Raw genomic sequence first — 22,017 nt, 5'->3', positions numbered from 1 at the left:
TCCACACGCCGCCAAGGTCCCCGACCCCAATCCTTTGATCTACTCGCATTTGGGATCCGCTCGCGTATCTTTCCTCTAATGATTGAATTTATTGAGGAGGTTAATTTATGGCGAAGGACGATCTCTCTCCGGTGATCAGGCAGGTGGCCCTGTTGATTGACGGAGAGAATATATCCAGTGCGCTGGCTGGGAAAATCATTATCGAGGCAAGACGAGCAGGGGAGCTGACCATTCGCCGGGTTTATGGCAATGCCAAACGCATTCCCGGTTGGGATGAGGCGCCGGGCATCAAGCTGGTGCATTCCGGGACTGGTAAGAACGCGGCCGATATCCTTCTGGCTCTGGAGGCGATGGAGCTTTGCCTGGACCGTCGTGTGACCTGCGTGGTCCTCGCCAGTTCGGACGGCGACTTCTCACACGCGGCAACGCTGTTGCGCGAGCGGGGCGTTTGGGTGGTCGGGGTCGGAGAGAGCAAAGCGCCCGAGCATTTCCGCAAATCCTGTAGCGATTGGGTGACCATTGCCTCACCGCCGGGGGAAAATGACCGGCGGGTCGAAGAGGTGTTCGCGGCAAATCCCGCAGGGTTGTTGATTGCGCAGGTCAACCCGAATGTGGTGTCCCAGGCCAGGGTGACGCTTGCGGATTTCGATGAGAAAACCTGGCGAAAATATTTCGAAGCCCGTCCCGAGAAATACCTGATTGAGGGCAGCGGACAGCAAACACGGATCAGGCTCAGAACCTGAAAAAGGCACCCGCCACGCACAATTGCCATGACCCCGCGCGCGTGTGCGGGTCAAACTGTCGCCTTTTGGCTTTCCTTGCCCTCTGGGCTAAGGTATTGCGGGCCAAAGAACTGGAACTGCCATCTGGGGACCCCTGACATGAGCGACAGCACCACCTATGAAACGCCGGGCCCGGTCGAGGCCAGCCTTGCCGACGCCATTTCCCCCGCCGAGGAGATCATCGAAGAGGCCCGCAAGGGGCGGATGATCATTCTCGTGGATCATGAAGACCGCGAAAACGAAGGGGATTTTGTGATCCCGGCAGATGCCTGTAATGCAGAGGTTGTGAATTTCATGGCCACCCACGGGCGTGGCCTGATCTGCCTGCCGATGGAAGCACGCCGGATCGAAGAGCTGGGACTGCCGATGATGGCGATGCACAACTCGTCCCGTCATGAAACAGCCTTCACCACCTCAATCGAAGCCCGCGAAGGCGTGTCGACCGGCATTTCCGCCGCTGACCGTGCGCTGACCGTGGCCGCTGCGATCAACCCGGCCAATGGTCCGGCCGAAATTGCCACCCCCGGCCATATTTTCCCGCTGCGTGCTCGCAATGGCGGGGTGCTGGTGCGGGCCGGCCATACAGAGGCCGCCGTGGACATTGCCCGGCTGGCTGGTCGCAACCCCTCTGGTGTGATCTGTGAGATCATGAATGAGGACGGCACCATGGCCCGTCTTCCGGAACTGGTTGAAATTGCGAAGAAACACGGGATGAAGATCGGCACGATCTCGGACCTGATCGCCTATCGCCGCCGCCACGACAACCTTGTGCGCGAAACCGGCTGCGAGAAGATCACCTCCGAATATGGAGGGGAGTGGGAAATGCGCATTTTCACCGACCTGACCCACGAGATCGAACATGTGGTGCTGATCAAGGGCGACATCTCCACCGCGGATCCCGTTCTGGTGCGCACCCATGCGCTGAATGAAGCGCAGGACGTGTTGGGGATGGGGCCGAAACCGGCTGATGAGCTGCCGCGCGCCATGCAGATCATTGCCAAGGAAGGGCGCGGCGTGGTCTGCCTGTTCCGTGAGCCGCGCAAGACGCTTTATGCCCGCGACGAAGAAGAACCCGGCACCGTGCGCAATATCGGGCTTGGCTCGCAGATCCTGTCGGCGCTGGGCCTCAGCGACCTTGTGCTGCTGACCGACAGCCCCGATACCCGCTATATCGGTGTCGACGCCTATGGGCTGAACATCACCGCCACCCGCCCCATTCAGGAGGATTGATCATGGCCGCTGCTGAACAACACTACATCCTGCCGCGCCCGGAATTTGACAAACCGGTCAAGCTGCTGATCGTGGTGGCGCCGTATTACAAGGATATCGCTGATAATCTTGTGGCCGGGGCCAAGGCGGAAATTGAGGCCGTTGGGGGCAGCTGGGACTTGGTGGAAGTGCCGGGCGCATTGGAAGTGCCCACCGCGATTTCCATCGCCGAACGGATGTCCAACTTCGACGGCTATGTGGCGCTGGGCTGTGTTATCCGTGGTGAAACAACACATTATGAGACGGTCTGCAATGACAGCTCGCGGGCGATCCAGCTGATGGGCCTGAACGGTCTGTGCATCGGAAACGGCATCCTGACCGTGGAAAACCGTCCTCAGGCAGAGGTGCGGGCCGAGGTTGAGGGGCAAAATAAAGGCGGCGGGGCTGCTGCTGCGGCCTTGCATCTGATCGCGCTTTCGCGCAAATGGGGCGACACCAGCAAGGGGATCGGCTTCAAGCCCATGGGGGAAAGCTATCGCCTGGCTGGGAATACACAAGAAACCTCGCAGGATACCCCCTCGGCATGACCCTTTCCGGCAACCAGAAACGTCAGATGAAATCCGCAGCCCGCCTGTTTGCGGTGCAGGCCCTCTTTCAGATGGAAGCGGCCGGTCAGACCGTGGACAAGGTGCGGGTGGAGTTCGAAGATTTCCGCTTTGGCGAAGAATTTGATGGCTACACCATGGCGGAAGGCGACACCAAGCTCTTTCGTAAACTGATCGAAGATGCGGTGAACCATCAGGCGAAGATCGACCAGATGACGGATCGCGCGCTGGTGGCGAAATGGCCGATTGCGCGCATTGACCCGACTTTGCGGGCCACATTCCGTGCGGCGGGCGCCGAACTGGTCGAAAGCAACACGCCGCCGAAAGTCGTGATCACCGAATTCGTGGATGTAGTGAAGGCGTTTTTCCCGGAGGGGGACGAGGCGAAATTCACAAATGCGGTTCTGGATCACATGGCCCGTGAGGCCAAGCCCGAAGCGTTCTGACCTCGGGTTTGCTGCCCATTTACAAACAAGGAAAGGCCAGACGCATTGTCTGGCCTTTTTCTGTTCTGATCCGTGTAACAGTCTGAAACGGATGTATTATTCTTTTGGTTGCAACTGGGCCGCATAGGATTTGCCCTTGCCAAAATCACGGGTGATCCGGATGTCGTTGCCCTGCGCTTCGATGATCAGACAATCATCGCCTTTCTTGTCGATCTCATAAAAATCGATCTTGCGGCAATACATCTCGTCGCGCCATTCCCAGGTGCCGCGAAAATTGCCGTAACCCGGCACGTGGCCGGTCAATGTTCCGTCATCGAACGCCTCTTGCGTGCCTGAGGAAAAGTGCCAGACTGGCCCCACCGCCAAGCCCTTGAATGCCTCTTCGGTCTGAATGCGGCTCCAGTCTTCTGCCGCGGCGGCCCCCGTCATCAGGGCGAAGGTGGCCGTTGCGGCACAAAATCCGGTAAGTTTATGAAACATAAGGATATCCTTTTGAGGTCTTGAGGCCAGTTTGGGGGCCAGTCTAGGGGATAGTTACGGCGTGAACCTTGTCTTGAATCAAATCGAACCGGAGCGGGTGGGGGGATGAAATGCGCCGATCTGGCGGGATGCGACCCTGTGCCCCTTTCCGTTCCCTGGTAAGCTGCTAGACTGATGGATGAAACAACTCCGGGGAATCTCATGCCCAAACTTGTCCGCCTTTATATCACCCATGTTCTGATTGGCTTTGGACTGTCCGCGATCTTTGTTGGCGCGCTGCTCTATCTGAATGTGGCGAACCTCTGGCACCTGATTTCAAACTCCGACATGGGGTGGGTCGCGCTTACCATGCTGGTCATGTTCAATGGGATCGTGTTTTCCGGCGTGCAGTTTGCCATCGTGATTATGCGAATGGGGAACGAAGACAAAGGGCCGGGCAAAGGAAAGCGTATTCCTGTCGCCACCCAGATCCCGGTGCCGGTCGAAGCACGGGCTGATCGTCAGCCCCGGAGCACCGACCCGCGGGGCAAAGTTTAAACTTCTTTCTGGCCCGAAAGGACAAAGTTTAAACTTGTCCACGTGCCAGAGGCTAAAGTTGTAAGTTTCAGGCCCGCCACTTGGCGGGCTTTCTTTGTCTGAGGAACAGCGAAGCAAAGGTCGGAATAAAGGTGGCGGAACCGCACGCAGTCGTCGGGGTCTGAATTCCTGAGGACCTGTATGTACAGGTGGGCGCCAGGTAACAAAGCCACGGCTATGCCAGAGCCAGCTCCCTCAGAATTGCTTAAGGCCACCGGAATATTACCCGCATGTGACGAAAAGGGCAGAAACCGCCTCCGCCTAGATAGGGGCAGGGGGGGCGTGATGCAAGAGGCATCCTGAGTAGGATCACCGATCTCCCGCTCCCTTACCCCTCTCTCCATTGACAATATGTTCATGAATTGTTCACATAGCATATGACCCAGCCAAATGACATGCAGCCCGAAAGGAAACCCGGACAGATCCTCGCCCGTGGCGTCTGTCGCCACATGATCTCTCATGGATTTGTTACGGTGGAAGAGCTGGTCCCCACACGTGGCCTGCGGGTTGACGTGATGGCGCTGGGACCAAAAGGTGAGATTTGGGTGATCGAATGCAAATCAAGCCGTGAGGACTTTACCTCCGATCGGAAATGGCAAGGCTATCTCGAATGGTGTGATCGCTATTTCTGGGCGGTTGACGCGGATTTCCCGACCGCGCTTTTGCCCGATGACACCGGGCTGATCATTGCGGATGGCTATGACGCCGAAATTCTGCGCATGGGACCCGAGGATCGGCTGGCTGGCGCAAGGCGCAAAGCTTTGATCCAGAAATTTGCCACCCATGCCGCGCGCCGCCTACACGCTTTTCGGGATCCCGGCGTGGCGGCGCTTGTCTCGAACTGAGGCCCGGAGCAAAAAAGGCCCGGAAATCCGCGCCTCTTCCTCTTGCCAGAAATATCCCGGGGTGAGCCTTGCAAAGGCGAGGGGCAGCGCCCCTCTGTTCACCCATGGAAACTCTGGCCACCATGAAAACAATGGGATCAGCGTTTCTTTTTGCCGCCCTTGTCCGATTTATCCGCAGCGGATTGCAAGATCGCACGCGCCTGTGCCGCCGCTGCCTGCAATTCCTCGGCAATCTCTTCGGCTTCTTCCGGGTCGAAATCCATCGGGATCTCGATCCCGCCCCCCTCCACGAACAACCGCACCATCCCGTCGGTGGTTGGCCCGATCTGCAGATTGGCTTCGATATCTCTTTCGTCGTTGATACCCATCAGGTGCTCCTGTCCGGCCCGCCATCGGGGCCTCGTAAAAATCTTCCCCCGAGTTACGGATCTTTTCAAAATTTTTCAAGCATCACCTCTTGCGCAAGATGAAGGCTCGGTTTAAGACGCAGCTCACGTGCCGACATAGCTCAGTAGGTTAGAGCGCTTGATTGTGGATCAAGAGGTCCCCCGTTCGAGCCGGGGTGTCGGTACCACCCTCCCACCGCCGCCAAATGGTGAAGGTGAGAGAGGACAGAGAGGCACCAACTGGTTTGATCCGGTGGTGCCTTTTTTATGTCTGATACAAGGACGGCGAAGGCGTATCTGCCGAGCCGAGAGGGCTGCGCACCCCCTAGAGCGCACGTCCTAAAGCGACCCGCCTTATACCTGAAGCAGGGATAAGTTGGGGCGTGGCGGAATATATGTGTGTATCAAGTTTGTCCCGAAACAGTTTACATGCAGCGCCTGCGAACACAGCGCCATGAAAGCAGCTCGATATCAACGGGTTGCGGGCGTCACTTCGCCTTTGAAATCGCCACCTCGCGGCGGATGGTCCGTCCGTCCGGTTCGAGAATCAAGATCCGCTCATCTTCCGTTACAACCGCAAACCAGCCCGGACCGCGTGTCACCGCAATCGCCACAGCCCCCTGCGGCAGAACCAGCTCTTGTGGCAACGGCACCACGCTTTCTTGCTGGAAGCGCATGACAATCACCGTGATCAGCACTATGAGACCAATAATCGTGGTTGCGGTCAGCGTGGTCACAAGAATTTTCAGAAAGCGCACGGTGCCGTCGATCGGGGTCTCCGTGTTGATTTCGTCCTGAGGAGTGTTGTCCATGTCGGCCCCTGTGCACCTGATTGAGGTTGTGATTGCGGAAAACCCGCCCAAGCGTCTTGATAAGGCGATTGCCCGTGATGTGCCAGAAGAAGCTGCGTTGTCACGCTCGCGTCTGGCAAAACTGCTGGCCGAGGGGGCGATCACCCGCGCCGGTGAGGTCGTCACCGATCCCCGCGCCAGGGTGGCCGAGGGCGATGTGCTGATGATTGCCGTGCCGCAGGCCGTGGAAAGCCATATCGGGCCTGAGGATATCGCGCTGAATATCGTGCATGAGGATGATGACCTGATTGTGGTCAACAAACCTGCGGGCATGGTGGTGCACCCCGCGCCGGGCTCGCCGGGGGGGACGCTGGTCAATGCGCTGCTGCATCATTTCGGAGGCGAACTGTCCGGTGTGGGCGGCGTGGCGCGCCCGGGGATTGTGCACCGGATCGACAAGGACACGTCAGGTCTTCTGGTGGTGGCGAAATCGGATGCGGCGCATCACGGGCTGGCCGAACAGTTTGCCGCCCACACGGCCGAACGTCATTACCGCGCCGTGGTGCATGGGGCGCCGGATCAGGCTGACCCGCGTCTGGGGGGCGTGAAAGGGGCAAGCTTTGAGCCGGGCAATATCCTCAAGATCACCACGCAGCTTGCCCGCCACAAGACAGACCGGCAGAAACAGGCGGTGCTGTTTTCCGGCGGGCGCCATGCGGTGACACGCGCGCGCATTATCGAAGCTTTCGGCACGCCCGCCCAGGCTGCGCTGGTGGATTGCTGGCTGGAAACCGGGCGCACCCACCAGATCCGGGTGCATATGGCCCATGCGGGCCACGGACTGATCGGCGATCCGACCTATGGAGGCCGGCGCAAACTGAATGCCAAGGCGATCGGGGAAGGGGCGATTGAGGCCGCGCGTGTCTTTCCCCGTCAGGCGCTTCATGCGGCCACTTTGGGGTTCAAACATCCTGTGAGTGGTGAAAAACTCAGCTTTGAAGCACCGCTGCCGGACGATATGCTGGCCCTGATAGAGGCTCTTCGAAACGGATAAGCTCATGGACTGGGCAACGGATTTTCTGACCGACTGGCCGTCCGACTGGGCATCCGGCTGGACGTTGTTCGTCTTTCTGTTGCACCTGTCGGTGATGGGGCGGGCCCTGACCCGCGACCATCGCTCGCCCGCATCGCGGCTGGCTTGGGTGGCTGTGATCATGGCGCTGCCCGGGCTGGGCATCATCGCCTATTTCTTTTTTGGTGACCCGAGTGCGAGCTGGCGCATGGATCGCAAGCTGACCACGCTGCGCAAGGCGCTGGCCCGTCATCCGCAGGGGGATGTCCCATCCACGGAAATCCCGTCGCCTTACCGGCCAAGCTTTGCCCGTGCGGCTGCGGTGAACGGATTTGCCCCGGTTGGCGGGAACCGGGCGGAACTCACCGCTGACAGCAATGAGAGCATCGACTGGTTGGTGGCCGATATCGAGGCCGCGCAGGATCATGCCCATCTGTTGTTTTATATCTGGCTGCCGGATGAAAACGGCACCCGGGTGGCACGCGCGATGATGGCGGCAGCAGGGCGGGGGATCTCTGCGCGGGTGATTGTTGACGGGCTGGGCGCGCGCAGGCTGTTGTCCCACCCGCTATGGCGCGAGATGCAACAGGCAGGCGTTCAGACGGTTGTGGCCTTTGACATCTCCTATCCGCTGATTGCCGCGCTTTACCAGCGGCTGGATATTCGCAACCACCGCAAGATTGTGGTGATTGATCATGGTGTGACCTATCTGGGCAGCCAGAACTGCGCCGATCCCGAATTTCGCATCAAGGCCAAATATGCCCCCTGGGTTGACACGATGCTGCGGATCGAAGGACCGGTTGCGTGGCAGGCACAGCGGCTGTTTATCGGCGACTGGATGGCCCATGGGGGGGAGGATATCTCGGCCCTGCTGGAACGTCCCGCCCCTGATCCCCGTCACGAAGGGGAGGCGGCGGGATTTGTCGGGGTGATGGCTGGCACCGGGGCGGTGCAGACGCGCGAAGGCGTGTCGGACATGATCCAGACCCTTCTGGCCTCTGCCCAGCATGAGGTGATGATCACCACGCCATATTACGTGCCGTCCGAGGCGCTGCATCAGGCGATCTGTTCGGCGGCGAAACGGGGGGTGCGGGTGCAGATCACCCTGCCGGCCCGCAATGACAGCTGGGTGGTGAACCTTGCCTCGAAAAGCTATTACGCCAGCTTCCTGCGTGCCGGGGTCGAGATCAACGAGTTCAAACCGGGCCTTTTGCATGCCAAGCTGATCACCGTGGATGGGGAGGTGGCGTTTGTTGGCTCTGCCAATCTGGACCGGCGCAGCATTGATTTGAACTTCGAAAATACGATGCTGCTCTACGACCCCGCGCTCACCCACGAAATCCGCCTTCAGCAAGAGGCGTTTCGGGAAGACGCATACGAGATCGATGCAGAGGATGTGGCGCAATGGTCGCGCCTGCGCCGGCTGGTCATGAACGCGGTGGGGACCATGGCACCGCTGCTGTAGGGGGATCAGATGGGCCCGCCAGTTATCTGGTGATGGCGTCTGGCTCGCCGTGCAGAAAAACAGCTCTGATCACCAGTTTTTGGTTGTCTGCGGGCCGCGTTCAGGAAATGGTTGAACCGCACGTTCTTTATTCAACCAGTAAAAGGTTCATATTGTTTTGAAAAAATTTGTCCTTTCAGCTTGTCTGGCAAGCTTGCTCACCGCCTGTGTCTCGACCGTTTCGGATTATCAGTCACCCACGACAGGTGTGAATTTGCAGCTCACACCGCAACTTGGCGGGGCGCTGCTCGCGGTGCGTCGTGCCAATGTCTATATCGCCGAAGAGGTGACATCCTGCGGGTTTGAGACCCAGGGCGTGGTTCGAAATGCGGATCTGCCGCGTTCGATTGCCGTCGCGCCGGGCAAGACCTACAACCTGCGAACGGTGTTTGAAACGGTTGGCAGGCAGATCGATGGCACTGTTGTTGTCGACCATCTGTTTGAGCCGAAACCGGGCGCGCGTTATGAGTTGAGAATGACGTCCAACCGAGATGGGCAGATTGTTCATCTTCTGGAAAACGGGCGCGTTCTGCCGTTGCGGCGGCCCTGTCTCACGAATACGACCTCGTCTTACGGGCGCGAACAATCCGTGAAGTGATCTGAACCAGAGGTGATCTGGCCATGGGCAGGTGCATTTCTGCGCGCTCACGGCCAGACCGGGACCAGATCTGAGCCGGATCGGGAGCAGGGCTGTGGCGCCTGTTCCCGGCATCTGCCTTAGGGCAGTTTCGGGCAAACGATGCTCTCTCCACGGGCGGCAGCGACCAGGGTCTTCACATAGCTGGACAGCCCCACGGTCGCTGCGATCGTCAATTTGGTGGAGGAGGCATTCACCGGTTCAATCCGCGTCGACACCGCCGCATTGAACCCTTTGCCACCTTTGCCCAAGACGAGGGTGGAATGCCCGCCGATTTTGCGAAACAGGACATGGCGGGTGGTGCCATCTTCATTGGTAAAGATCGGGACGTAATCAATCTGCGCCGCGGCATCCCCCGGGAAGCGCCCGTATTTGACACTGACAGACAGACATCTGCTTGAGAAATCTTCGAGCGCCGACATGATCTGCGCCTTGGATCTTTGGACAAGATGCTGTTCGGATTTTACGACAAATGACCCGGACGCCGCGAACCGTTCCAGCGCCGTGCCTGACCGCAGACCATCCTTCATGGCTTGCTGCGTTTCGGCGTTACAACCTGCCAGTCCCAGGACCAGGGCCGAGATAAGAGATAGCTTTTTGAAATTCATGAACAAACTCCTTAATCATTCACACTTGCAAAGAGCGCCCGATCTGACAGCCAAATCTGCCATTCCAAATCTGACAGGCCAAAACAGGGCGCAACACCAATGTCCTTGCCGGGTCACAGGCCTGATGAGGCTCATAAAACCCGGCTTCGGAAACATAATTGCTTGTTACAATGTCAGGTGGTTCCAAGTCCACCATTTCTCTTATCGAGGGTATTTCATTTCAAGGTCTGCTTCGAAAGACGGGGCGGGATGTTGGCCCGGGGGACATGCCCGAAACCTGCGGGAAAGGTGTGGTGCCGACATCTGCTGGATACGGCGTCAGGTGCTCAGATTACTGCTGGCGTCCCCCCGGAATGAGCCCGAAATGTAACCTCAAGCACGAAGCCGTGAGGTCGCTTCACAAGGGCTGCTCCTGAGGGCATATAGCGATAAACTGATTTTAACGGTTTTTCATCTTGCCTCGATTATGAGGACTTGAAACCTGCAAGAGAGATCCTATCTGGATGTTAAGCCTTGATACATTCAAGAAGCACACAGGATAAGTTTGGCCCGATTTCGGGCCTGAGACTATGGCCGGGAGGGCCTGAGAGACGATGAGCAACTACAAGAATCTGCCGGCGCCGACCCCGGAAGGGGGCTTGAACCGCTATCTACAGGACATCCGCAAGTTTCCGATGCTGGAACCGGAAGAGGAATACATGCTGGCCAAACGCTGGGTGGACCATCAGGATCGGGATGCGGCCCACCAGATGGTGAACTCGCACCTGCGACTGGCGGCCAAGATTGCCATGGGTTACCGCGGCTATGGATTGCCGCAGGCTGAGGTGATTTCCGAGGCAAATGTCGGCCTGATGCAGGCGGTGAAACGCTTTGACCCGGAAAAAGGGTTCCGTCTGGCGACCTATGCCATGTGGTGGATCCGCGCCAGTATTCAGGAATATATCCTGCGCAGCTGGTCGCTGGTGAAACTGGGAACGACCTCCGCGCAGAAAAAACTCTTCTTCAACCTGCGCAAGGCCAAGGCGCGGATTGGCGCGCTGGAAGATGGCGACCTGCGCCCGGAAAACGTGGCCCGGATTGCCAATGATCTGAATGTGACGGAAGAAGAGGTCATCTCGATGAACCGTCGCCTGTCAGGGGGGGATGCCTCGCTCAACGCGCAGGTGTCTGCCGATGGCGAAGGGGCGATGGAATGGCAGGAATGGCTGGAAGATGAAGATGCCGATCAGGCCGCCGATTATGCGGAAACAAACGAGCTTGAGGTGCGGCGCGAGCTGCTGACACAGGCGATGGATGTGCTGAATGACCGCGAGAAAGATATCCTGACCCAGCGTCGCCTGAAAGATAAACCGGTGACGTTGGAGGATCTGTCGAGCGTCTATGATGTCAGCCGTGAACGGATCCGCCAGATCGAGGTGCGGGCGTTTGAGAAGCTGCAGAAACGGATGCAGGAGCTGGCGATGGAAAAGGGCCTGTTGGAGCACAACTGATCCGTGCCGTGATGGGACACCCCGGAACCCGCGCTTTCAAGCGCGGGTTTTTCATTTGTGGCCAGGATCAGGGCCAGGATCAGGGGCGGAGGCGCGCCCGCAAAACGCGGAGCATGTTTTCCCCGGACACTTTGCGGATCTGACGCTCGCTCAGCCCGGCATCCAGCATTGCCTGTGTCAAGGCCGCAAGGTCCGACGTGTCAAACCCCACGCGCACGGTGCCATCGTAATCCGACCCGTAGGATACCGCGTCCTCTCCCACCGCAGCGATTGCCGCCCTGATTGCCGCGGCCACTCCCGCCGGGCTGTCATCACAGGTCACATCTGCCCAATATCCAATGCCGATCACACCGCCGGTGGCCGCCACCTGCCGCATCAGGTCATCAGGAATATTGCGTTTGGTCTGGCAATGAGAATGCAGACCGGTATGGCTGATCACCAGCGGCATGTCGGTCATGGCCAGCACATCGCGCACCACCTCTGTGCTGGAATGCGCCAGATCCAGCACCATCCCGCGCGCGGCGACCTCAGCCACCACCTGACGGCCAAAATCGGTCAACCCGTTATTGCCCTGCCCATGCAGCGACCCACCCAGTTCATTGTCAAAGAAATGCTGAAGGCCGATCAGGCGATATCCGGCGCGTTCCAGCCGGTCGAGGTTTTCCATTTTGCCTTCAAGGGGATGTGCCCCTTCGACGCCAAGAATACCGGCCACCATATCGGCGCCCTCGGCGCGTGCCGCCAGCACCGCCTCCAAATCGCCAAGGGTTCGGACCACCCGCAGATCGGACGGGGCCTGTGCTGCAAACCCATGCAGCCGCTCAGCCTGATAAATCGCGCGCTCAAGGATCGAACTCCAGGTCCGCAGCGGCCAGAGCTGCCCCACGGCCAGGAGCGTGATGTCATCGCGGGCATCTGCTGCGTTCTCGTCATAATTCAGACCAGACGGGCTTTTGGTCACCGCCGTGAACACCTGCACCGCCACATTGCCTTCCTGCAGGCGCGGCAGATCCACATGGCCATAGTCATGACGCTCCAGCAGCGAACGTTTCCACAGCAGGCTGTCGGCGTGCCAGTCCCCGATGGTAAGGCTTTGATGCAATGCCCGAGCCGCGTCTGAGATGGGGTAGGGGGCGTGGTCATTCACCGGGTTCATCGCCTGATCTGCCATCCGCGGGGCAAAGATCAGAAATCCGGCCCCCGCCAGAACCATAAATCCGAGAACCACCGCCAGCCCGCGCTTGACCCATTTCATACCGCTTACTCCCTGTTTTTTCGATTGAACCGCAAAGGGGCGCCGTTTGCCAATGATAACCCGGCGGAAACCGGCTTGAATGCCGGCGGTTGTGGGGTAGATTTGAAAGGGAAAGGAGATCCTCATGGCTGGTGGATGGGCGCGCGATGGCGCAGTCAGTGAACAGATTGAAGCGTCGGTGTCGGATGAACTGGCCCGGATGCGGGCAAAGGCGTCCCCGGTGGGGGAGAGCTTTACCCATTGTGCGGAATGCGAAGAGGAAATTCCCCAGGCCCGACGCGAGGCCATCCCCGGTGTGAAGCTCTGCATCGACTGCGTACGTGACCGCGACGCGGCGTTCAAGCAGCGTCCGGGTATCAACCGGCGGGGGTCAAAAGACAGCCAGTTGAAGTAAGTGCACTATTTTCAATCATTAGAAGTTACCGAGTCGCCAGTGACAAACGATATTTCAGCATTGTTCCAACAGCTTTCCGCCCAGGTTCGAGAAACGCTTGACCCATTGGGGTATAGAGAGACCGAGCGTGGCGCATTCCATACCGGCCACGTTCCACATGTGGCACCTTATGCCTATCTTGCCAAGTTTTACCCAGGGTTGGATGAGAACGGGTTAGAGGCGGCAGAAGCCGAATGCGATCGCTTTATCCCCGCTCCCTACCGAGAGTTTTTGCAGAACTCGAATGGCCTTTGGCTTGGAAAGCTTAGCCTGCACGGAGCAACTTTCGGGTCCGTTGACAGGACCGACTTTCTTGTCGGAAAACCGATCAGTCTGTCCTATCAGAATATCCATGAGCGTCCTGACTATATTCCTAACGGGCATTTGGGCATTGGGGCGATGGATGGTGAGTGGTATTCGCAGGGCCGTCTCTACCTTTCCTCCATGGGGGAAGTGGAGATGTACCATCGAGAAGCGAACCTTTTGGGTGCACGGTGGGTGTCGTTTGCAGACTTCCTTCGAAGTGAGATCCCACGTCAGCTGTCCCTTTATGATGCCGAGGGGAACCTCAAGCCCGAAACAAAGAAGCTTCCGGGGGATACGGATGATTGGGAAGCCGTGGGGAAGGTGGCAGGTGAGCAACGACGGCGCGCCTCTGGAGTTCGTGGGAAACTCGCCGCTTTGTTCCGGCGCTAAGTTTTGTGTTTTCGGGAAGAGAAACAAGGCCCGTATACTTCCATATCAGAACGCGTGCTGCTAAATTGACGTGAAGGTACATGGCGATGGCGTCGCCGCGGGGGTTGGCCCCGGTTCCTTTTTTACGCTCCTGTACGCCGGGACTTTCAATCGGGAGATTGAGGGCCCCGCCTGTGTCTCCCCGCCTATAGTCGTTTGAGGGAGGCATACATGGCCTGGTCGCCGGAAAAAACTGAAGTCAAAAGCTGGAATGAATGGGATACGTTGCGCCATGTGATCGTGGGGCGCGCCGATGATTGCCATATTCCGCCGGAAGAGCCCGCTCTGGACGCGAAAGTGCCCGAGGATAGCGACATGCGTGGACAGTGGGGCCGTCGTCCGCAGGAAACCATTGACCGCGCCAATGAGCTTTTGGACAATTTCGCCAACCAACTGCGCGCGCGTGGCATTCGCGTGGATCGCCCGGTGTCGATTGACCACTCGCAACCCGTGACCACCCCGGATTTCCACACCGACAGCCAGTTTGGCTGTATGCCGCCGCGCGATGTGCTCTTGACCGTGGGCCATGAGATGCTTGAGGCAACCATGTCCTATCGCTGCCGCTGGTTTGAATATCTGAACTATCGCCCGCTGCTCAAGAAATACTGGGAAGAGGACCCCAATTTCCGCCATGAAGCCGCGCCAAAGCCGCGCCTGACCGATGCCGATTACCACCCGGATTACCTGTCGGACAAAATCGGCGTGGAAAAGCGGCTGGAATGGGCGGCGGAAAAGTTCTTTGTCACCACCGAGGAAGAGCCGCTGTTTGACGCGGCGGACGTGTTGCGCTTTGGCCGTGATCTGGTGGTGCAGCACGGGTTCACCACCAATCTGAAGGGCATCGAATGGCTGCGCCGTCACTTCCCCGATCATCGCGTGCACACGGTGAACTTCCCCGGGGATCCCTATCCGATCCATATCGACGCGACCTTCACCCCGCTGCGACCGGGGCTGATTGTGAACAACCCGCAACGCCGCCTGCCGGACGAGCAGCGCGGGATGTTTGAGAAGAACGGATGGGAGATCGTGGACGCGGCCCAACCGGCCCACAACACCCCGCCGCCGCTCTGTTATTCCTCCACATGGCTCAGTATGAACGTGCTGGTGCTGGACCCGAAAACGGTTTGTGTCGAGAAGTCCGAAGTCTATCAGGCGGAGCAGATGGACAAGCTGGGTATGGAAGTGGTCGAGGTTGAGCTGCGCGACGCCTATGCCTTCGGAGGTGGCCTGCACTGCTGCACTGCGGATGTCTATCGTGATGGGGAATGTGAGGATTATTTCCCAAATCTTTAAGGTTTTGCGCCAGAAAACGCCTGTTGGATGGGGGGCGTGCGCGTCCCTCATTGCCCGGATTGTGTGGCCGGGACCGGATCTGTCAGGGCGGCAGGCGGGTGATAACGCAGAAAAGGCAACGCCTTTCGCAGCAGGCTGAGCGCCCCGTGCTGTTCCACCCACAGCGCATATTCCACATAGACCGGATCTTGTGACAGGTGGGCCTCCTCCGCCTTGGCGCGCAGGTAATAGATCAGGTTGATCCCCATCAGCAGCAGGGAATTGCGCAGCGCCTCTTGCGGGCTTTCCAGCGAAAAGAACGGCACCGCCAGCAGCCACCACGAAATGTTCTTGAAGAAATAGGATGGGTGGCGGAACCAGCGAAACGGCCCGTTGGTGATGATGCCGCGATGGGTCAGGTTGGAAAACCGGATCCCAAAGGACATGTTGGACCAGGCCCAGAGCAGCTTGCTGAGCACAATTGCCAAGCCCCAGAGCAGGACCCAGCCCTGTTGATCGGGACCGAACATGTCAAGCCAGCCAATGCCGTCATTATATTCCAGATATTTGCGCCCGATCACCGAAAAGAACGGCACATACATGGCCAACGTGACCACCCAGCCCCAAAACAGCGGGTTGGGCGAGCGGATATGGCTGTCGGTCAGGCGCAGGGTCAGCACATAGCCGATGCTGACAAAAGCAAGGTCAATCCCAAGGCTGAGCCGAGAGATATAATTGACCCCCGCCCGGATGCTGTCGGTGGCGGAAAAGGGATCCATCGTGACCAGTGAGGTTGCGTTGGCACTGAAGTAGACAAACATCAGCGGCAGGAAAAACGCTTTGATCAGCCACCCAAGCGCATGATCTCGCAAGGCCGCGCGATCCACCCTGCCCAGGCGGAAAAGAAAGAGCAGACCCGCGTGATAATACCCGTCTTTCGGCGACTGCATCCGCGCATCAATCACCGCGAAATAGGGCAGCGCCAAGGCCAGAAGGATCGGCAGATAGCTGCGGCAGGCGGTCCAGAAGGGCTGATAAAAATCCCGGTGGTATTCGGGAAACAACCAATAAAAGAGTGCAATCAGGGATAATGTGCCAGCAAGGCCGATCAGTTTGACGCCAACACGTGCCCAGACGATTTCTGTCCGGGAGAGGGCGGCAAAGCCTGTCAATCCGGACGAGCTGCGCCGATAGCTGCGTTCAATAAACACTTCATGCAACAGCATTGGCAGCGCGGTGGCCACCATGGCCGCAGCCCCCAGTTCAACCCGGCTCAGCTGAGATCCCCGCAGCAGGTAAAGTGCCCCGAAATAGCCGCACAGCCCCAGCAGCACGGTCCATTGGCTGGTGGCGGATCTCGGCGGGGCTGTCTTATGTGATAGGGTCATGGGGTCCAACCTTTGCCGCTCCTCCAGGGTATCTTAGCAAAGGTTGGACATTTGGCACGTTTTTTAAAAGGTGCCTCACTCCATCGCTTCAAGTTCGTCGATGAACCCTTCGATCATGGCAAGGCCCTTGTCCCAGAATTTGGGGTCGGACGCATCCAGCCCGAAGGGGGCGAGCAGCTCTTTGTGGTGCTTGGCGCCCCCCGCTTTCAGCATCTCGAAATACTTGTCCTGAAAGTCCGCATCCCCTTCTTCATAGACCGCATAAAGCGCGTTTACGAGGCCATCGCCAAACGCGTAGGCGTAGACATAGAAGGGCGAATGCACGAAGTGGGGAATATAGGACCAGAAGGTCTCATAGCCCTCCATGAAGTCAAACGCGTCGCCCAGGCTTTGCGCCTGCACCGACATCCACAGCGCGTTGATATCATCGGGGGTGAGTTCGCCGCCCGCGCGCGCCTCATGCAGTTTGCATTCGAAATCGTAAAACGCGATCTGGCGCACCACGGTGTTGATCATGTCCTCGACCTTGCCGGCCAGCAGCACCTTTTTCTCGGCCGGGGTTTTCGCCTCGGACAGGAGTTTGCGGAAGGTCAGCATTTCGCCAAAGACGGATGCCGTTTCCGCCAGTGTCAGCGGGGTGGAGGACAGAAGTTCCCCCTGATCCGCCGCCAGAACCTGATGCACGCCATGGCCAAGCTCATGCGCCAAGGTCATGACATCACGGGGTTTTCCGAGATAGTTCAGCATCACGTAAGGGTGGGCGTCGGTCACGGTGGGGTGGGCAAAAGCGCCCGGCGCCTTGCCCGGTGTGACGCCTGCATCAATCCAGCCATCGGTGAAAAACGGCTTGGCGATCTCGGCCATACGGGGATCAAAATCACCATAGGCCTCCATCACGATTTTCTCTGCCGTGGGCCAATCGACCAGCTTGTCATCTTCCATCGGCAAGGGCGCGTTGCGGTCCCAGACCTGCATCACGTCCAGGCCCAGCCATTTGCGTTTGAGCTCGTAGTAACGGTGCGACAGGCGCGGATAGGCGGCGACCACGGCATTGCGCAGCGCCTCGACCACCTCCGGCTCCACATGGTTGGACAGGTGGCGGCCCATCTGCGGGCTGGGCATGTTGCGCCAGCGATCTTCGATTTCCTTTTCCTTGGCCAGCGTGTTGTGCACGCGGGCGAAGATCTTGATGTTTTCGCCCAGCACGCGGGCGATTTCACGCGCGGCGGCTTCTCGGGTCGGGCGGTCGTGTTCGGTGAGCAGGTTGGCGGTGGCTTCAAGGTTGCGCTCTTCCCCGTTCACGGTGAACATCAGCCCGGCGACGGTTTCATCAAACAGCGTGTTCCAGGCCCCGGCGCCAACCGATGATTTGTCATGCAGGAACTGCTCCAGCTCATCCGAGAGCTGGTGCGGGCGCAGCGCGCGCATCCGGTCAAAGATCGGCTTGTAGCGGGCAAGCTCGGCGTTTTCGGCAAACCATGCTTCAAGAAGGTCATCATCCAGTCGGTTGATTTCCAATGAGAAAAACACCAGTGGGGCGGTGCCGACAGTGATGCGTTCCTGACAGTTCTGGAAAAACTGCGCGCGCTCCGCATCCGTGGTTTCCTGATAATACCGCAGGCCAGCGAAGGACATGATGCGCCCGGCGATCATGGTGATCTTTTCGTCTGCCAGAATGCATTCCAGCATTCCCGCCGCATCGAGATCTGCCAGCTTGCCCTGATATGTCTCGGCAAACTCGGCGCAGGCGCTGTCGATCCAGTCCAGGTCGCGGGCAAGTTCAGGGGCGTCTTCTGACGCATAGAGATCGGTCAGATCCCAGCTTGGCAACTCGCCAAAACTGTCGGTGCCGGACCCGGCATTGGCATCAAGAACGGGAAAGGGAAGGGGGTGGAACATGGGGCCTCCGGTAAATCAGTTCCCCAAGACATAGGCGCGAGGAGAGGGGGATGCAAATGGCGATGCGGTGAAGATGTGGCAGCTGAGAATATCCCGGGAGAAATCCGGGCGGAAATCGGGGCGGAGATCAGGGGCGAGATCAGGGGCGCTGCCCCTCGCGCTTTGCGCTCACCCCGAGGTATTTGGAGAAGGAAAAGAGCGAAAGCGCGCGCGGGCACCGCAACCGGGGCGCAAACGGGCGTGTTTTGGCCGATTTTTCCCCGCGCTTGGGTTTTGACCCCCGCCTGCGCGCCCTTTATAGGAAGATGGACAAAACCCGGAGGCGCGCGTGGTCCGATTCATACTTGGCATTTTTGGCTCGATTTTCACCTTCCTTACCATAGGGGTCTTTATGGGCGCCTTGGTGGTTGGTGGCGTGTTCTGGATGTATTCGCAGGACTTGCCCAGTCACGAGCAGTTGGCGAATTACACGCCCGCGACGATCAGTCGGGTCTATTCAGGCGAAGGCGACCTGATGGATGAGTTCGCCCGCGAGCGCCGTCTTTACACCCCCGCGGATGAGATCCCGGAGATGGTGAAGCAGGCCTTCATCTCGGCCGAAGACAAGAATTTTTATAACCACAAGGGGTTTGACCTGCGTGGGATTGTGGCGGCGGCGATCGAAGCTGCGCGCGGGGGGCGCCTGCGGGGGGCCTCGACAATTTCCCAGCAGGTGGTCAAGAACTTCCTACTGTCGTCGGAGCGGTCTGCCGAACGCAAGATCAAGGAGCTGATCCTGTCGGTGCGGCTGGAACACTCTCTCGACAAGGACCAGATCCTTGCGCTTTATCTGAACGAGATCTTTCTTGGGCAGAATTCCTATGGTGTGACCGCGGCTGCGCAGACCTATTTCAACAAGACACTGGATCAGCTTGCCCCGCATGAGGCGGCCTATCTGGCGACCTTGCCGAAAAAACCTGCCAGGTTGCATCCGGTGCGCAATCGTAAAGAGGCGCTGGAACGGCGCAATTATGTGCTGCGTGAGATGTATCAGAACGGCTATCTGGATCAGGCCACCTATGCGGCTGAGCTGGAAATGCCTCTGCGCTCGGTGCAGGCGGGGGATTTCCCGGCCTTCCGTCAGGATCTGCCGCCGCGCGACTATTTCACGGATGAAATCCGCCGTCAGCTGTCGCGCGATTTCGGTGAAGAAGAGTTTTTCACCGGCGGCATGACCGTGCGGGCCACGGTGGATCCTCATCTACAGGATGTGGCGGCCAAAAGCCTGCGGGACGGGCTTGAGAAATATGATCGTCGTCAGGGTGTCTGGCGCCCGACCGGTGTGACCATCCCGGTTGATAAATTGCAGGCGCAAGCCAGCTGGCGCGCGGCGCTTGCCGAGGCAAAGATGCCACGTGACATTGAGGGCTGGCTGCCCGCTGTGGTGCTGGAACTGGGCAAAAACGATGCGCGGATTGGCATCGAAGGTGTCGAGGACGATGAGGATGGTCACTGGATTGCGGCCAAGGACGTGCAATGGGCGCGTCGCCGTAACCCGGAAACGGGCAAGCTCGGGCGCAGTGCCCGCGTGGCCAGCGATCTGCTGAAACAGGGTGAGGTGGTGCTGGTGCGCCGCCTGGTTGACGACAATGGCGCATTCCTGCGCTGGAGCTTGCGCCAGGTTCCCCAAGTGCAGGGCGGGTTCATGGCGATGGATGTGAACACAGGGCGCGTGATTGCGATGCAGGGGGGCTTTTCCTATCAGGACAGCGTCTTTAACCGCGCCACCCAGGCCACCCGACAGCCGGGGTCGAGTTTCAAACCCTTTGTTTATGCCTCGGCGCTGGACAGTGGGTTTTCGCCCGCAACCATCGTGATCGACGCGCCGATTGAGGTGCAGGTGGGCGGCGGCAAGGTCTGGCGCCCCAAAAATGCGTCGAACAAATTCTACGGGCCCACCCCGCTGCGCACGGGGATCGAACAGTCGCGCAACCTGATGACCGTGCGCCTTGCGCAGGAAATCGGGATGGACACCGTGGCGGCCTATGCCGAACGGTTTGGCGTCTATGAGGAGATGAACCCCTTCCTAGCGAACTCACTGGGGTCGGAAGAGACCACCTTGTTCAAGATGGTGGCGGCCTATGCGATGTTTGCCAATGGCGGCGAACGGGTCGAGCCGACGCTGGTTGACCGGGTGCAGGACCGTTGGGGCAAGACGATCTATCGTCATGACCGGCGCGACTGTGTGGATTGCGCCAATCCGCAACTTGCCGATGGGGCGGAACTCAGGATCGTGTCAAATCGCGAGCGGGTCATGGATCCGATCACGGCTTATCAGCTGACCTCGATGATGCGGGGAGTGGTCGAGCGCGGCACGGCCTCGCGCACGGTGAACCTGCCGGTGCCGACGGCCGGCAAGACCGGCACAACCAATGACGCGCGCGACGTGTGGTTCGTGGGCTTTACCTCGAATATCGTGGCGGGTTGTTATATCGGCTATGATCGTCCCCGCACCATGCCCGGCGCGTCGGGCGGGGGCATGTGCGGCCCGGTTTTCAACAGCTTCATGAAAGAGGCGATCAAGGAATATGGCGGCGGCGCATTCAAAGTGCCTGAAGGGGGGCATTTCATCAAGATCGACCGCTTCACCGGCGCGCGTCTTCCCAATGATGCGTCGGGGGAGCATGTGGTGGCGGAATATTTCCGCGATGGTGAAGAGCCGTTGTTTGGTGTGATGTTTGACGGTGGCTTTGCCATGGGGTCAAACCTGCCGCTGTTCGCCCCGAGCGAAAACGATGGGAACTCGGTGGTGACCACATCCACCGGTGAGAAGGTGGTGGTGCCCAGCAAAGCCGATTTCGGCTCGCTCTCTTCCGGTGGCCAGTATTGAGGCGTTCAGCCTCTCGGCCACTTTTTTAGGAGGCTCTGCGGCGGGGACCCGTGCAAAGGTTGCCGAATAAGGGCTGCCGCCGAAAAGGGTCGCCAATCATGAGGGAGAGCGGGGGAATACCCCCTCTTTCATGGTGATTTCACACGTATTTCGGTGTTTTGATTGTGCCCTCACGCCTTTGGCGCGAACCTGTTTTCCAGAGGGTGTGGCCTCGTTCCGTGCGACCGTGACCGGGGTTAAATCGGGTTTTGCGTTGCTGCGTTGCATTTTGCCCATTGTCATTCCCCCCCCTTGCCACCTATGTTGCATATTACGGAGAGCCGCCAAGAGTGCGCTTTTCCCGAGAATTTTTCCGGTTTCTCCGGGGCGCGGGGGTAAATTGCCCAAGCCTGAGAAACGGACTGAGAGCGTCGCGCTAGGTAGGTTCGCCAGATATGTGGCTGAATACCCCCTCGGACGACAGGAATTGAAGATCGGAACCCTACACGGCACAGCGACCGTGATCTGATCGGATACATCGCCGCACCCCGGTCAACTGGGGGCGGCACATAATTGGGGCCGGGCGGGCCACCGGGCAGGGAACTGCCTTTGAACAAAGCGCGGGAAACCGCCTTTATGAGAGGTGCGGGGAACCGCACCGGGATGGCCGCCGGCACCGGAGAAGAAACGCGATGATGCGTGTGAGGACAGAGCAGAGACTTGATCAGGGGCCGACGCCCCTGACGGTATTGCTGT

General features: G+C 58.9%; 21 protein-coding genes and 1 tRNA gene. 15 read left to right on the top strand and 7 right to left on the bottom strand.

Annotated features, from left to right (window positions below; genetic code table 11):
• The first annotated feature begins 107 nt into the window (after positions 1 to 107).
• From K3J57_RS08120 to nusB, 4 genes are all read left to right on the top strand, one after another.
• Positions 108 to 743, top strand: coding sequence for an NYN domain-containing protein (locus K3J57_RS08120; protein ID WP_055191696.1), 636 nt, complete (start codon positions 108 to 110; stop codon positions 741 to 743).
• A gap of 138 nt (positions 744 to 881) precedes the next feature.
• Positions 882 to 2,012, top strand: coding sequence for a 3,4-dihydroxy-2-butanone-4-phosphate synthase (ribB, locus tag K3J57_RS08115; RefSeq protein ID WP_259777854.1), 1,131 nt, complete (start codon positions 882 to 884; stop codon positions 2,010 to 2,012).
• 2 nt (positions 2,013 to 2,014) lie between these two features.
• Complete coding sequence (locus K3J57_RS08110; protein ID WP_259795367.1) at positions 2,015 to 2,578, top strand: 6,7-dimethyl-8-ribityllumazine synthase; 564 nt, start codon at positions 2,015 to 2,017, stop codon at positions 2,576 to 2,578.
• Positions 2,575 to 3,042, top strand: coding sequence for a transcription antitermination factor NusB (gene nusB, locus K3J57_RS08105; RefSeq protein ID WP_055191702.1), 468 nt, complete (start codon positions 2,575 to 2,577; stop codon positions 3,040 to 3,042). Before K3J57_RS08110 ends, nusB begins: the two co-directional genes overlap by 4 nt.
• A gap of 96 nt (positions 3,043 to 3,138) precedes the next feature.
• On the opposite strand, the gene K3J57_RS08100 is transcribed toward nusB, so the two are convergent.
• Positions 3,139 to 3,522 (bottom strand): hypothetical protein, encoded by a 384-nt coding sequence (locus tag K3J57_RS08100; RefSeq protein WP_259795366.1) that lies wholly within the window; start codon positions 3,520 to 3,522, stop codon positions 3,139 to 3,141.
• Between the two features lie 201 nt (positions 3,523 to 3,723).
• Here K3J57_RS08100 and K3J57_RS08095 point away from each other — a divergent pair, with 201 nt between their 5' ends.
• Positions 3,724 to 4,059, top strand: coding sequence for a hypothetical protein (locus K3J57_RS08095; protein ID WP_259790603.1), 336 nt, complete (start codon positions 3,724 to 3,726; stop codon positions 4,057 to 4,059).
• A gap of 416 nt (positions 4,060 to 4,475) precedes the next feature.
• Positions 4,476 to 4,943 (top strand): MmcB family DNA repair protein, encoded by a 468-nt coding sequence (locus tag K3J57_RS08090; RefSeq protein WP_259790600.1) that lies wholly within the window; start codon positions 4,476 to 4,478, stop codon positions 4,941 to 4,943.
• 137 nt (positions 4,944 to 5,080) lie between these two features.
• Here the strand turns inward: K3J57_RS08090 and K3J57_RS08085 are convergent, their stop codons facing one another.
• A complete protein-coding gene (locus K3J57_RS08085) occupies positions 5,081 to 5,311 on the bottom strand; it encodes a DUF6324 family protein (protein ID WP_259795363.1) in 231 nt (76 codons plus the stop codon).
• Positions 5,312 to 5,440: 129 nt separating this feature from the next.
• Here K3J57_RS08085 and K3J57_RS08080 point away from each other — a divergent pair.
• Positions 5,441 to 5,517, top strand: a tRNA-His gene (locus tag K3J57_RS08080).
• 300 nt (positions 5,518 to 5,817) lie between these two features.
• Here the strand turns inward: K3J57_RS08080 and K3J57_RS08075 are convergent.
• Positions 5,818 to 6,141, bottom strand: coding sequence for a DUF6476 family protein (locus K3J57_RS08075; protein ID WP_259795361.1), 324 nt, complete (start codon positions 6,139 to 6,141; stop codon positions 5,818 to 5,820).
• On the opposite strand from K3J57_RS08075, the gene K3J57_RS08070 reads away from it, so the two are divergent.
• The 3 genes from K3J57_RS08070 to K3J57_RS08060 all read left to right on the top strand — a co-directional run bounded on the left by K3J57_RS08070 (position 6,140) and on the right by K3J57_RS08060 (position 9,294).
• Complete coding sequence (locus K3J57_RS08070; protein WP_259783450.1) at positions 6,140 to 7,174, top strand: RluA family pseudouridine synthase; 1,035 nt, start codon at positions 6,140 to 6,142, stop codon at positions 7,172 to 7,174. The two genes, K3J57_RS08075 and K3J57_RS08070, sit on opposite strands and share 2 nt — an antisense overlap.
• A gap of 4 nt (positions 7,175 to 7,178) precedes the next feature.
• On the top strand, positions 7,179 to 8,657 hold the full coding sequence (gene cls, locus K3J57_RS08065) for a cardiolipin synthase (RefSeq protein WP_259795360.1): 1,479 nt from the start codon (positions 7,179 to 7,181) through the stop codon (positions 8,655 to 8,657).
• A gap of 193 nt (positions 8,658 to 8,850) precedes the next feature.
• Positions 8,851 to 9,294, top strand: coding sequence for a hypothetical protein (locus K3J57_RS08060; RefSeq protein ID WP_259795359.1), 444 nt, complete (start codon positions 8,851 to 8,853; stop codon positions 9,292 to 9,294).
• Positions 9,295 to 9,413: 119 nt separating this feature from the next.
• Here K3J57_RS08060 and K3J57_RS08055 read toward each other — a convergent pair whose 3' ends face one another.
• Positions 9,414 to 9,941, bottom strand: coding sequence for a hypothetical protein (locus K3J57_RS08055; RefSeq protein WP_259795358.1), 528 nt, complete (start codon positions 9,939 to 9,941; stop codon positions 9,414 to 9,416).
• A 593-nt stretch (positions 9,942 to 10,534) separates the two neighbouring features.
• Here K3J57_RS08055 and rpoH point away from each other — a divergent pair.
• Positions 10,535 to 11,431 carry an RNA polymerase sigma factor RpoH gene (rpoH, locus tag K3J57_RS08050; protein WP_055191723.1) on the top strand — a complete coding sequence of 299 codons (897 nt, stop codon included), beginning with the start codon at positions 10,535 to 10,537 and terminating at the stop codon, positions 11,429 to 11,431.
• A 79-nt stretch (positions 11,432 to 11,510) separates the two neighbouring features.
• Here the strand turns inward: rpoH and K3J57_RS08045 are convergent, their stop codons facing one another.
• Positions 11,511 to 12,686, bottom strand: coding sequence for a dipeptidase (locus K3J57_RS08045; protein ID WP_259795357.1), 1,176 nt, complete (start codon positions 12,684 to 12,686; stop codon positions 11,511 to 11,513).
• Positions 12,687 to 12,810: 124 nt separating this feature from the next.
• On the opposite strand from K3J57_RS08045, the gene K3J57_RS08040 reads away from it, so the two are divergent.
• From K3J57_RS08040 to K3J57_RS08030, 3 genes are all read left to right on the top strand, one after another.
• Entirely contained in the window at positions 12,811 to 13,080 is a 270-nt protein-coding gene (locus K3J57_RS08040; RefSeq protein ID WP_055191724.1) for a DksA/TraR family C4-type zinc finger protein, read from the top strand.
• A 39-nt stretch (positions 13,081 to 13,119) separates the two neighbouring features.
• The gene (locus K3J57_RS08035) at positions 13,120 to 13,815 is read left to right on the top strand and encodes an SMI1/KNR4 family protein (protein ID WP_259795356.1); all 696 of its coding nucleotides are present in this window, start codon (positions 13,120 to 13,122) and stop codon (positions 13,813 to 13,815) included.
• A 210-nt stretch (positions 13,816 to 14,025) separates the two neighbouring features.
• A complete protein-coding gene (locus K3J57_RS08030; protein WP_259795355.1) occupies positions 14,026 to 15,147 on the top strand; it encodes a serine/threonine protein kinase in 1,122 nt (373 codons plus the stop codon).
• A gap of 47 nt (positions 15,148 to 15,194) precedes the next feature.
• On the opposite strand, the gene K3J57_RS08025 is transcribed toward K3J57_RS08030, so the two are convergent.
• Together K3J57_RS08025 and K3J57_RS08020 are read right to left on the bottom strand one after the other, a co-directional pair.
• Complete coding sequence (locus tag K3J57_RS08025) at positions 15,195 to 16,514, bottom strand: isoprenylcysteine carboxylmethyltransferase family protein (RefSeq protein WP_259795354.1); 1,320 nt, start codon at positions 16,512 to 16,514, stop codon at positions 15,195 to 15,197.
• A 75-nt stretch (positions 16,515 to 16,589) separates the two neighbouring features.
• Entirely contained in the window at positions 16,590 to 18,413 is a 1,824-nt protein-coding gene (locus K3J57_RS08020) for a M3 family oligoendopeptidase (RefSeq protein ID WP_259795353.1), read from the bottom strand.
• 328 nt (positions 18,414 to 18,741) lie between these two features.
• On the opposite strand from K3J57_RS08020, the gene K3J57_RS08015 reads away from it, so the two are divergent.
• The gene (locus K3J57_RS08015; RefSeq protein WP_259795352.1) at positions 18,742 to 21,282 is read left to right on the top strand and encodes a penicillin-binding protein 1A; all 2,541 of its coding nucleotides are present in this window, start codon (positions 18,742 to 18,744) and stop codon (positions 21,280 to 21,282) included.
• The last annotated feature ends 735 nt before the right edge of the window (positions 21,283 to 22,017 follow it).

Origin of the sequence: Aliiroseovarius crassostreae (assembly GCF_025137635.1) — a bacterium.
GTDB classification, from domain to species: domain Bacteria; phylum Pseudomonadota; class Alphaproteobacteria; order Rhodobacterales; family Rhodobacteraceae; genus Aliiroseovarius; species Aliiroseovarius crassostreae.
The sequence above is the reverse complement of the archived record's forward strand: the minus strand, read 5'-3'. Positions and strand labels throughout refer to the sequence as shown.

What these genes read in the sequence shown, in the direction of transcription:
- K3J57_RS08040 (WP_055191724.1), top strand. Translation starts at nt 12,811, where the DNA reads ATGGCTGGTGGATGGGCGCGCGATGGCGCAGTCAGTGAACAGATTGAA.
- K3J57_RS08075 (WP_259795361.1), bottom strand. Translation starts at nt 6,141, where the DNA reads ATGGACAACACTCCTCAGGACGAAATCAACACGGAGACCCCGATCGAC.
- nusB (WP_055191702.1), top strand. Translation starts at nt 2,575, where the DNA reads ATGACCCTTTCCGGCAACCAGAAACGTCAGATGAAATCCGCAGCCCGC.
- K3J57_RS08095 (WP_259790603.1), top strand. Translation starts at nt 3,724, where the DNA reads ATGCCCAAACTTGTCCGCCTTTATATCACCCATGTTCTGATTGGCTTT.
- K3J57_RS08085 (WP_259795363.1), bottom strand. Translation starts at nt 5,311, where the DNA reads ATGGGTATCAACGACGAAAGAGATATCGAAGCCAATCTGCAGATCGGG.
- cls (WP_259795360.1), top strand. Translation starts at nt 7,179, where the DNA reads ATGGACTGGGCAACGGATTTTCTGACCGACTGGCCGTCCGACTGGGCA.
- K3J57_RS08110 (WP_259795367.1), top strand. Translation starts at nt 2,015, where the DNA reads ATGGCCGCTGCTGAACAACACTACATCCTGCCGCGCCCGGAATTTGAC.
- K3J57_RS08100 (WP_259795366.1), bottom strand. Translation starts at nt 3,522, where the DNA reads ATGTTTCATAAACTTACCGGATTTTGTGCCGCAACGGCCACCTTCGCC.
- K3J57_RS08045 (WP_259795357.1), bottom strand. Translation starts at nt 12,686, where the DNA reads ATGAAATGGGTCAAGCGCGGGCTGGCGGTGGTTCTCGGATTTATGGTT.
- K3J57_RS08090 (WP_259790600.1), top strand. Translation starts at nt 4,476, where the DNA reads ATGACCCAGCCAAATGACATGCAGCCCGAAAGGAAACCCGGACAGATC.
- K3J57_RS08025 (WP_259795354.1), bottom strand. Translation starts at nt 16,514, where the DNA reads ATGACCCTATCACATAAGACAGCCCCGCCGAGATCCGCCACCAGCCAA.
- K3J57_RS08055 (WP_259795358.1), bottom strand. Translation starts at nt 9,941, where the DNA reads ATGAATTTCAAAAAGCTATCTCTTATCTCGGCCCTGGTCCTGGGACTG.
- ribB (WP_259777854.1), top strand. Translation starts at nt 882, where the DNA reads ATGAGCGACAGCACCACCTATGAAACGCCGGGCCCGGTCGAGGCCAGC.
- rpoH (WP_055191723.1), top strand. Translation starts at nt 10,535, where the DNA reads ATGAGCAACTACAAGAATCTGCCGGCGCCGACCCCGGAAGGGGGCTTG.
- K3J57_RS08120 (WP_055191696.1), top strand. Translation starts at nt 108, where the DNA reads ATGGCGAAGGACGATCTCTCTCCGGTGATCAGGCAGGTGGCCCTGTTG.
- K3J57_RS08020 (WP_259795353.1), bottom strand. Translation starts at nt 18,413, where the DNA reads ATGTTCCACCCCCTTCCCTTTCCCGTTCTTGATGCCAATGCCGGGTCC.
- K3J57_RS08030 (WP_259795355.1), top strand. Translation starts at nt 14,026, where the DNA reads ATGGCCTGGTCGCCGGAAAAAACTGAAGTCAAAAGCTGGAATGAATGG.
- K3J57_RS08070 (WP_259783450.1), top strand. Translation starts at nt 6,140, where the DNA reads ATGTCGGCCCCTGTGCACCTGATTGAGGTTGTGATTGCGGAAAACCCG.